The sequence below is a fragment of the uncultured Sphingomonas sp. genome (assembly GCF_934560975.1).
In the GTDB taxonomy this organism is placed as follows: Bacteria; Pseudomonadota; Alphaproteobacteria; order Sphingomonadales; family Sphingomonadaceae; genus Sphingomonas_I.
Window position 1 is genome coordinate 212,969 of the sequence record NZ_CAKTFO010000003.1, and the last position, 10,491, is coordinate 223,459.

Below are 10,491 nucleotides of genomic sequence, written 5' to 3' on the forward strand. Positions count from 1 at the left end.
ATGCCATGCGCCCTTGAAAGCGCCTTTATGCCCCTGAATTGGCATATTTATCATACCAGGGCAACGCGCGTACCGTTTCGGAATATTGCTTCCACCGGCACCAGCCTGCCGCAGGTCTGCGCACCGCCCGCAACGTCCAGGATCGGCCGCTTACGGCAACATCTGCAATATCGACGATACGCTATCTGGTCATCAATCGGGGACTGTGGCTATGATCGGCGCATGAACAGGCCATTGCTTATGCCCCATATCGAGGGCGACACCGTCGGGCTTGGCCGAAACCTGACCTACGGCATGTTGGAAAAGCTGGGGCGCGCCATCGTCACCGGGGCCTATGATGCGCGCACCTTCCCGACGGAGGCGCAACTGGCGCAGCACCATGGAGTCAGCCGCTCGGTGACGCGCGAAGCGGTGAAGATGCTGACCGCCAAGGGGCTGCTGACCGCCCGCCCGCGCATCGGCACCGTGGTGCAGCCGACGCCCGCATGGAACCTGTTCGATCCGGATGTGCTGCGCTGGCTGCTCGAACGGAACTTCTCGCTCGACCTGTTGCGGCAATTCACCCAGCTGCGTCTGGCGATCGAGCCAGAGGCGGCGGCGCTCGCCGCGCGCTTCGCCCAGGATGCGGACATTCGCAGCATCACGGCCGGGCTGGAGCGGATGCAGGCGGCGGAGCAGGGGTCGGACGACACGCTGGATGCCGACATCGCCTTTCACGTGGCGATCCTGCGCGCGACGCAGAACCCGTTCTACGCCCAGTTTCGCGACACGGTGGCGATGGCGTTGCGGACGTCCATTCGCTTCACCAACCGCGTGCGCGGCCCCAATGCCAGCCTGCCCGAGCATGCGCATGTGTGCAACGCGATCGTGGCGGGCGACGTGGAGGCGGCGCGCAGCACCATGCACCGCCTGATTACCGACGTGCTGGACACGGTGGAGCGCCACCGGACCGACGAGCATCCCGCAACCAAGTAGGTGGAGCCGGGCGCTGCGATCCGTCAGCCGCCGCCGCTGCGATACCGCGCAAGCACATCCTCGTGGGGCGGCAATGGCGCGACCGCACGTTGCAACGCACCACGCAGCGCGGTCATCTGCTGACGCAACGCATCGGGCGGGATCGTGTCGGCGAGGGGGTCGTGCCCCGCAGGCATGATGCCCTGGCCGACCAGCACCGCCAGCCAGCTATCCTCCGAAAATAGCTCCTCCTGATGGCGGACGATGCGCCCTCTGGAGCGGAACAGTTCGATCTTGCGGGCCAGGCTGTCCGGCATCGGCATGTCGCGGCAATGCCGCCAGAAAGCCGTGTCGCACCGCTCGGTCGCCTTGTAGTGGAGGATCAGGAAGTCGCGGACATCGTCATACTCGCGCGCGGTTTGGCGGTTGAACGCGTCGCGATCCGGCATGGCAAAATCCTGGTCGGGAAAGAACAGCATCAGCCGCGAAATGCCCGTCTGGATCAGGTGGATGCTGGTCGATTCCAGCGGCTCCAGGAACCCGCTGCTGAGCCCGATCGCCACCACATTGTGGCTCCACGCATGCCGCCGCCGGCCGGCGGTGAAGCGCAGCTGGCGCGGTTCGGCCTGGGGCTCGCCGCCGATGGTCGCCAGCAGCCGCGCGCGCGCCGCGTCGTCGCTCAGATGCGCGCTGCTGTAGACATAGCCGTTGCCGGTGCGATGCTGCAGCGGGATGCGCCAGCGCCAGCCGGCCGCGTCCGCGATCGCCTGGGTATAAGGCGGGATGCGGTCGCCGGCCGCGCTCGGCACGGCCACCGCACGGTCGCAGGGGAGCCAGGCGCTCCAATCCTCGAACGGTTCGTGCAGCGTCTCGCCCAGCAGCAGCGAACGAAAGCCGCTGCAATCGACGAACAGGTCGCCTTCGATCACCTGCCCGTCGACGAGCGTGACGGACCGGACCAGGCCGCTCGTCCCATCGCGCGCCACCGACGTGATCGTGCCTTCGGAGCGTAGCACGCCACGCTGCTCGCTCCATTGGCGCAGATAGCGGGCATATAGGGCGGCATCGAAGTGGAAGGCGTAGTTAAGCGTGGACAGGGGATGGTTGGAGTTTAGTTCCGGCCGGGCGAACCGGCCCTGCCGCGCCGCCAGCGTGGAGGCGCTGTAGGCGGCGAGGTCGTCGTCCGCGGTCGCCAGCCCGTCCTGCACCAGCTTGAGCCACAGTTGGTGGAAGCGCGCTGTCTGGGCATCGCGGCCATGCGTGCCGAACGGGTGGAGGTAGCTGTGGCCGGGGCGCAGCCAGTCCACGAACTCGATCCCCAGCTTGAAGCTGCCCTGCGTGGCACGCAGGAAATCGCCCTCGTCTATGCCGAGCAGGGCGTTGAAGTCGCGAATGGCGGGGATGGTCGCCTCGCCTACGCCGACCGTGCCGATCGCGTCGGATTCGACCAGGCGGATCGTCGCCCGTCCCCGCCCCAGCAGGCGGGCCATGGCGGCGGCGGTCATCCACCCGGCCGTGCCGCCGCCGACGATCACCGCGGTGCGGATCGGATCGCCCACGCCTCAACGTCCCGCGAAGCGTGCGCCGGGGCGTGCCAGCTGATCCACCAGCGCGCGGTGGCGGGGCAGCAGCTTTACGGCATTGGCCTGCTGCCGGCGCACGTCGGCAAAGGCGCGCTTGGCTTCGTCATAATAGCGGTACGAACTCGCCTGGGCGCTGATGTCGGTGCGATAGTCCATGCCGTAGAGCACATATTGCCAGTTGGCGGCGACGAAGATGTCGTGGTTGAGGTCGATGTCGATGAAGTCGGGCGCACGGTGACGCCAGCGTTCCAGCCGGTCTTGCAACGCATCCGATCGGGTCGATCGATCGCGATTGTCGCGCCAGAATGCGGTGTCGCCGCGATCGCTCAGGCAGTAATGCAGCTTGATGAAATCGACCACGTGATCGTAGCGTTTGGTCATGATGCGGTTGAACTGACGCGCATTGATCTCGAACTCTCCCTCCCACGGAAAGAGGTTTACCAGGTTGAGCGCGGCGATCTCGGCAAAGCCGATGCCGGTCGCTTCCAGCGGCTCGATGAAGCCGGCAGACAGTCCGATGCTTACGCAATTCCTGTGCCACTGCTGTTCGCGATATCCGGCCTCGAACGTCAGCAGTCGGGGTTCCACCGCATCGGCCCTGTCACCCAGATAGGTGCGCAAGGTACGCACGGCTTCGTCGTCGCTGACATGGTCGGACGAATAGACATAGCCCGTGCCGCGCCGTTCGTGCAGGCCGATGTCCCAGATCCAGCCCGCATCCTGCGCCGTGGCAAAGGTCTGCGACGCGATCGGCGCGTCCGGCCTGTCATAGGGCAGCTGGATGGCGGCGGCGCGGTTGACGAACAACTCGTCGCGGCGGGAATGAAACGGGCGGCCCAGCGCCTCACCGATCAGCTGTGCGCGAAAGCCGGTGCAATCGACATAGAAGTCGCCGGTCACGGTGCCCGCCTCGCGGCATTGGAGGTTGGCGATGCCGCCATCCTCCGCCAGCGTCACGCCGGTCACGGTATCGCTGACATGGGTCACGCCCAGGCCGAGCGCCGTCTTGCGCAGCAGCCGGGCGAGCAGCACCGCGTCGAAATGGAAGGCGTAGGACAGGGGCCCGACATATTCGGGGTGGGAGATCAGCTTCGGCGCGAGGCAGGCATCGGCAGCGACCCGCTGCACCGTATTGACCGATGCCCACGGCGCGTCGCCTCCCGCACCAAGCAGCCAGTAGGGCAGGAGGTCGAGCCCGTCATGATCGGCGCTGGCCTGAAACGGATGGAAGTAATCGTGCGGCCGGCCATCCGCCGCAGGCGCACGCCAGTTGGTGAAGCGGATGCCCTGCTTGAACGTGGCGCTGCATGACCGGACCAGCTCGGCCTCGTCCACGCCGATCGCACTCAGCGTCTTGCGGATGCTGGGAAAGGTGCCTTCGCCGACGCCGATGATCCCGATATCGGGGGACTCGATCACCGTTATCGTCACGCCGCCCGGCGTGCCGGCATTCAGCCGCTTGGCCATGTAGGCGGCGGTGATCCAGCCCGCCGTGCCACCCCCGACAATGATCACGTTCCGGACCACGCGCACACTCCCTATACAAGGACGGCCCCCGCGGTCGATCAGGACCGGGGAGCCGTGCTGTCTGCCTCACCGGCAGGGATCGTCAACTCCGTTCCACGGTGTCGCCACCGCGATCAGAAGTTGAAGTTGATGCCGCCTTCATAGCGGGTGTCCGACACGAACCAGCTGCGGACCAGGGTCGTGCCGCCGGGATAGCCGGCCATCAGCGTCTTGGTCTTGGCATTGGTCAGGTTGGTGCCCTGCACATAGGCCTTCAGGTGATCGTTGATCGTGAAGGTGATGCCGCCATCAAGCTGGCCGTAGGATGCGCCGTAGACGGGCAGCAGGCCGCGGACCGTTTCCTGGCTGCCGTCCGACCCCACCAGCAGGTAGGTCGGCGTGGTGCCATTGCCGTTGGTCGTCTGCAGATACTTGCTGCGCCACGAATAAGCGAGGCGGAACGAGACCGGATCCTTCTCGTACAGGAGCTGCAGGTTGTAGTTGTGCTTGGACAGGCCGACGATCGGCAGGCCGCTCATCAACTCGCCATTGATGTCGCGAGCGATCGCACTCGGCGCGCTGCTGTCGATATAGGTGTAGTTCGCTTCCACGCCGATGCCGTCAAACGGTGCCGGCAGCATGTCGAAGAACTTGCGGCCGCCGATTTCGGCACCGGTCAGCTTCGACGTCTGGGTCGCGTTGTACACTTCGTTGGCGTTGATGATGTTGGTCACATCGACGCTGCTGCCGTTCGGGCGGGTGAACGTCTGCGAATAGGGGCGCAGCGTGTTGCCGTACAGGATCAGATCCTTCAGCCGCTTGTGGAACAGCGCCACGTGCGCGCTGAAGCTGCTGCCCTGATAATATTCGGCGCTCAGGTCGAAGTTCAGCGCCATCGTCGGCTTCAGGTCGGGATTGCCGCGATCGGCGGTGAACCCGACAAAGATCGGCGCGTAGCTGGTGGCGGCCGTATTGTTGGCGTTGGCGGCCGTGGTGATCCCGATGGTGCGCGTGACACGGGTCGAGATGAAGTCCGGCAGCGACATGGTGCGGGTCACCGCCATGCGCACCGCCAGCTGGTCGGTCGGCTTCAGGTTCAGGTTGAACGACGGCAGGAAGCGCGTGTAGCTGTTGTCGGACGACTGAACGGACGACCGGGCGAACGCCTGAATGGCATTGCCGCCACCTGCCGCCAGATCGGCATTGGCATCGGCCTGAGTGTTGTAGAATTGCGGGTAGTTCAGCACTTCGTTGCCGGTGCCGTTTACGTTGATGCGAACCACGCGCAGGCCGACATTGCCGTCGAAACGCAGCCCCACATCGCCGCCGAAGCGCGCCTGCACATACGCTGCCTTGTTGCGGACGCGCGTGAAGAACTCGCCATAACGGTTCTGCTGACCGATCGGGTTTGGTCCGTTCGGATTCAGACCCTTGTCGTAGCCATAGGTATTCTGCAGGTAGATCGGATCGAATGTGCCGATCGTCCCGAAGCTCGGAATATAGAGCGAAACTGGGGCGGCGATGTCGCCCTTGAAGAAGTTGCTGAACCCTTCAAACTGCGAGTCCGCCGGGTTGCCGTCGGCAAGCGTCTGTTGCGGCGAACCGTTCCAGTCGCGGCCCAGCGCGGTCCAGTAGGTGCCGATCTGGTTGTCGCGCTCGCGCCGGTTGGCATAACGCGCGCCGACCTGGATCTGGCGGATAAAGCCGTCACCGACCGTATAGGTCAGGTCAAGATTGGCAGCCGTCGACCGCGCACGGTTGCGATCCGGCGCGTACGAGAAGCTGGTCCACTGATAGGGCGTACGGTTGGTCAGGTCGTTGGTCGGCACCAGCGAGAAGTTGGGCAGGCCGCCGGTCGTGTCGAACCCGAACGAGTTCATCGCGTTCTGGTTGGCGGCACCCATCCGGTCGGTGTGCGAGAAGGACTGGATGAACTGCAGCGCGCCGCCGACCTTCAGGTTGGACGTGGCATCCCACGCAAAACCCTGGCTGAAATCGCGCGTTTCGTTTTCCTGGCTGGACACGGTCGTCTGGCCGGTGACCGACCCTGCCGTGAAGCTGCCCCCGGCGGTCGGGGTCAGGCTGCTCGCGCTCTGCAGGATGCCGTTGCGATCATATACCGCATCGCTGCTAGGCACCGGAAACAACGCCGGATTGGTGCTGTTGGGCACCGCGAACACGCCGGTTTCGTTGCGGTCGCTGCGGTAGTTGCTGATAAAGGCGGTCTGGAAGAAGCGCAGGTTGCTGGCCGGTTCCCACTGCAGCGCTTCGTAGAAGCCCTGGCGGCGACGGGTGAACTGTTCCTGCCCGTAGTCGAAGCCGTTGCCGATATAGCGGGTCTGTCCGTCGACGATGCGCGGCAGATAAGGCTCCGCGCGGATGAACGAGCTCTTGGAGCGCAGCTTGTTGTAGGCCACGTCGACGAGAATGCCGATCTTGCCGATGCCGGTTTCCCACGTGTCGGTGGCCAGCACCGATCCGCCATAGGATCCCTTCTTGGACAGGTCGCCATAGCCGCCCGATGCCGTGCCGGAGATTGCGGGCTTGCTGAAGTCGAACGGCATCTTGGTGCGCAGGTCGACCGCGCCGCCGATGCCGCCTTCGATGCGATCGGCCGTGCTCGCCTTGTAGACGTCGACCGCCGCCATCAGTTCGGGCGTGACTTCGTTCCAGCTCAGGCCGCCGCCGCCATTGGCGCCGGTGATCTCACGCCCGTTCAGGGTCGCGAGCACGCTGGACAGGCCGCGCACCTGGATGCCCGAACCTTCGACCGAGAAGCGGTCGGGATCACCCAGGGAGGCGAAGCGGACGATGGTGACGCCCGGCACGCGCTGCAGCACTTCGGTGATGGAATTGTCGGGCAGCTTGCCGGCATCATCGGCGACGATCGAGTCGATCACCGTGTCGGAGTTGCGCTTGCGGTCGGTCGCGTTCTGCAGTGCCTGACGGCGGGCGGTGACCACGATCTCCTGCGCGCCGGCGGTTTCGGCGGGGGCGTTCGCGGTCTGCGTGTTGGCGGCGGGCTGCGTCACTTCAACAGGTGCGCCGGTGGCCTGGGGCGGCTGATCGGTATTGGGCAGGGTCGTCGCCGGGCCGACAGGGGCCGGGCCGGTCTGCGCCAGCGCGGCAGCCGTCGACATCAGGGCGCCGACCGACGCGCCGGTCAGCAGCAGAATCTTCGGGAAGCCAATCAACGTCATCTCCTCGAGCAGGGGCGACGCGAAAGGCACCCCCCTTTTATCTCTGATTAATCCGATAATTTCGATCCATTTTGTCGTCAAGTGGAGCTACGAGGTTCCTCCGTCGGGCTAGTGCACCTGGAGGGGTGGGGTGCCGGATCACCGCGCGACGCCGCCCTGTGTATTCCAGTCGGGCGTCGCCTCACCGGCCAGCGCCTTGACGAAGAAGTCGTACTGCCGACGGGTCAGGTAATCGATCGGTCCGCTGGATCGGCCGACGCTGTGCTCGCCGCCGGGCACCACCAGCAGATCAAAATCCTTGTTGGCCTTGATGAGCGCGTCGACCACCTGGAGAGTGGAGGCGGGATCGACATTGCTGTCCTGTTCTCCCACGATCATCAGCAGCTTGCCGGTCAGTTTCGCGGCATGGTCCACGCCCGACGCGGCGGCGTAGCCTTGATCGACCGGCCAGCCGAGCCATTGTTCGTTCCAGCTGATCTTGTCCATGCGATTGTCGTAGCAGCCGGCATAGGCCACCCCGGCCTTGTAGAAGTCGCCGTGGAACAGCAGCGCGTTGAGCGTGCTCTGGCCGCCCGCCGACGCGCCGTATATGCCAACCCGGCCGATGTCGTAGGACCGATCGCGCGCCGCCATCGCCTTGTGCCACAGGATGCGGTCGGGAAAGCCGGAGTCCGCCAGATCCTTCCAGGCGACATCCTGAAAGGCCTTAGAACGGTTGGCCGTACCCATGCCGTCGATCTGGACGACGATGAAGCCCAGGTCCGCCAGCGCCTGCATCCCGATCACCTTGTCGCCGCCGGCATGGAAGCCGAACGGCCAGAAGTCCTTGGGCACGAAGCTGTCGTGCGGACCGGCATAGATGTTCTCGATCACCGGATAGCGCTCTCGCGGGTTCCAGTCGCGCGGCCGAACCACCAGGCCCCAGATGTCGGTCTTGCCGTCGCGGCCCTGGGCGGTGAACACCTCCGGCGGCTTGAACCCGGCGGCGACCAGCTGGCTGGTGTCGCCCTTGGTGATGGTGGCGATCAACCCGCCATCGCCGGCACGGTGGAGTTCGGCCACGGTGGGCAGGTCCACCCGCGAATAGGTGTCCACATAGTGACGCATGTCGGGCGACAGGCTGAGGCTGTGATTGGCGCGGGCGGGGGTCAGCGGGATGAGGTGCCGGCCATCGAAATCGATGCGGTAATAATGCTTGAAATAGGGATCCTCGCCCGGGTTCATCCCGCTTGCGGCGAACCAGATCTGCCGCCGGGCATCGTCCACCCTGACGATTTCCCGCATCACCCAGTCGCCCCGCGTGATGCGGCTGCGGACGCGGCCGGTGCGGCCGTCGATCAGGTAAAGGTGGTTCCAGCCGTCCCGTTCGGATGCCCAGATGATCTCCCTGCCGAGCCCGTCCACATCGTGGGCGAAGCGGCGATCGGCATAGACGAAGGTCTTGGCGTCCTCCGTCACGGCGGCGTAGGGCGCGCCGGTTGCCGCATCGATCGCGATCACGCGGGCCTGCCCGAAGCCGCGCCGGACATAGTCGAACGCCACGCTCTGGCCGTCCTTGCGCCAGCGCGGCGGAGACAGTTCATAGGGGTTGGGAAACAAAGCAGGGTCGATCGCCGTCGCGCGCCGGGCGGCCACGTCGAACAGTACCGGCTGCTCCTGGTCGATCGCATCACCCGGCTTGGGGTAGAGCTGGCTCCGCACTGCCGGCTGCAACCGGTCATGCGGTGCCGCCTCTATCCGCAGGACGCGGCGGGCGAAGCCGGGGCGGACGCGATAGATCATGATGCGGCGGCTGTCGGGCGACCAGCTGAGCGTTTCCGGATCGTAGAAGTCGCCCTCCGATCCATCGGTGCTGAGGCGGACCACCTGCGTGCCGCCGGGTTTGCGCAGGACGAGGTTGTGGTCCTCCACATACGCCTCCCACCGGCCGTCGGGCGAGCGGCGCGAGTGATTGTCGGCGGGCAGCGACAGGTCGCGCACCACGCCGAAGCCGCGCGGGCGTGCACTGCTCTTCCGCTCGGTGCAGGCATAATCGGCGAGGCCGCACGACCAGCCCTTGCCGTCCATCTCAAACCGGATCGCCTTGCCGCCATCCGCATAGTCGAAGTCGGCAAAGGGCAGGCGCAGCGGGTCCACGGGCTGCTGGCGGATGCTGCTCAGGCCGGCGGCCAGGCGCGCCGGATCGAAGGCCGGCGCCTTGGCCAGGGTGGCGGCGTCGATCGTCTCGAACGCAAAACCGCCCGCCACCGTCTTGCGATAGGTAAAGCCCCGGCCATCGGGCGTCCACTGCACCGGCCAGGCGATGTCGCGGGTGAGATATTGCCAGCGGTCCCGCAGGCCGATCGATCGCTGGAAATCCGCAGCCGTCGGGGCGGCGGCAAGGAGGGGCGGGGCGCACGACAGGGCAAGCGCGAGCACCAGCCCGCGCGGGGAAACGACGTTCATCGGAAATCCTTGATAGGGTCTGACGGGCCGACGGCGCGGCCGGTCAGTCAGGCGGCTTTGGCGGCCTGGGCGTCACAGCCCCAATTGGCGCCGCAGGTCGGCCCGCGTCGCGTCGATGTGCGCCGCCGCCAGCGCGCGTGCCTTGTCTGCGTCGCGCGCCAGCCAGGCATTGAGCAACGTCTGATGCTCCAGATGCGCGCGATCCTCGCGACCGGCAGGCTCCAGATGTTTGTGGACATAGCGTTCGGACAGGATCTGCAACCGTTCCACCAATTGCGTGGTCAGCAGGCGACGGCCGGGCCGGACCATCGCCATGTGGAAGCTGCGGTTGCACGCGGCGACCTGGTCCAGCCTTTCGGCGGCGGCCTTGTCGAGTTCGGCCAGGGCCCGCTCGGCCTCCAGGCGATCCTGCTCGGTCGCGACCAGGCTGGCCGTGGCCAGCGCATCCGGCTCGATCGACAGGCGCAGGTCGTAAATCTCCTCGGCCTCCGTCGCCGACATGGAGCGGACGAAGAAGCCGCGATTGGCCTGGCTGACCAGCAGCCCTTCCTGCTCCAGCCGGCCCAGCGCCTCGCGCAGCGGCACCTTGCTGACACCCAGTTCGTTGGCGAGGGCATCCTGCCGGATCGCCTGATCGATCGGCAGTTTTCCGGAGACGATCTGTTCCCGGACGATGGTGAAGATTTGTTCCGACAAGGTGCGGACGACGAGGCTCATTGCGCGAAGGATCCCAGATGCAGCATCGGACTGCTCCAGCTTACGAGTAATGAACACAATAAAGAACTGCTATCATCGTGGGCGCG

6 protein-coding genes are annotated in these 10,491 nt (G+C 65.8%); 1 reads left to right on the top strand and 5 read right to left on the bottom strand.

Annotated features, from left to right (window positions below; all coding sequences use genetic code 11):
• The first annotated feature begins 222 nt into the window (after positions 1-222).
• Positions 223-975, top strand: a complete 753-nt coding sequence (locus tag Q0D93_RS04090) for a FadR/GntR family transcriptional regulator (protein ID WP_294391670.1) — start codon at positions 223-225, stop codon at positions 973-975.
• 23 nt (positions 976-998) lie between these two features.
• Here Q0D93_RS04090 and Q0D93_RS04095 read toward each other — a convergent pair whose 3' ends face one another.
• The 5 genes from Q0D93_RS04095 to Q0D93_RS04115 form a co-directional block, all read right to left on the bottom strand.
• A complete protein-coding gene (locus tag Q0D93_RS04095; RefSeq protein ID WP_294391671.1) occupies positions 999-2,513 on the bottom strand; it encodes a tryptophan halogenase family protein in 1,515 nt (504 codons plus the stop codon).
• Positions 2,514-2,516: 3 nt separating this feature from the next.
• Positions 2,517-4,064 carry a tryptophan halogenase family protein gene (locus tag Q0D93_RS04100; RefSeq protein ID WP_294391672.1) on the bottom strand — a complete coding sequence of 516 codons (1,548 nt, stop codon included), beginning with the start codon at positions 4,062-4,064 and terminating at the stop codon, positions 2,517-2,519.
• 113 nt (positions 4,065-4,177) lie between these two features.
• Positions 4,178-7,237, bottom strand: coding sequence for a TonB-dependent receptor (locus tag Q0D93_RS04105; protein ID WP_294391673.1), 3,060 nt, complete (start codon positions 7,235-7,237; stop codon positions 4,178-4,180).
• Positions 7,238-7,381: 144 nt separating this feature from the next.
• Entirely contained in the window at positions 7,382-9,688 is a 2,307-nt protein-coding gene (locus Q0D93_RS04110) for a S9 family peptidase (RefSeq protein ID WP_294391674.1), read from the bottom strand.
• A gap of 72 nt (positions 9,689-9,760) precedes the next feature.
• On the bottom strand, positions 9,761-10,405 hold the full coding sequence (locus Q0D93_RS04115; RefSeq protein WP_294391675.1) for a GntR family transcriptional regulator: 645 nt from the start codon (positions 10,403-10,405) through the stop codon (positions 9,761-9,763).
• Positions 10,406-10,491: the final 86 nt, after the last annotated feature.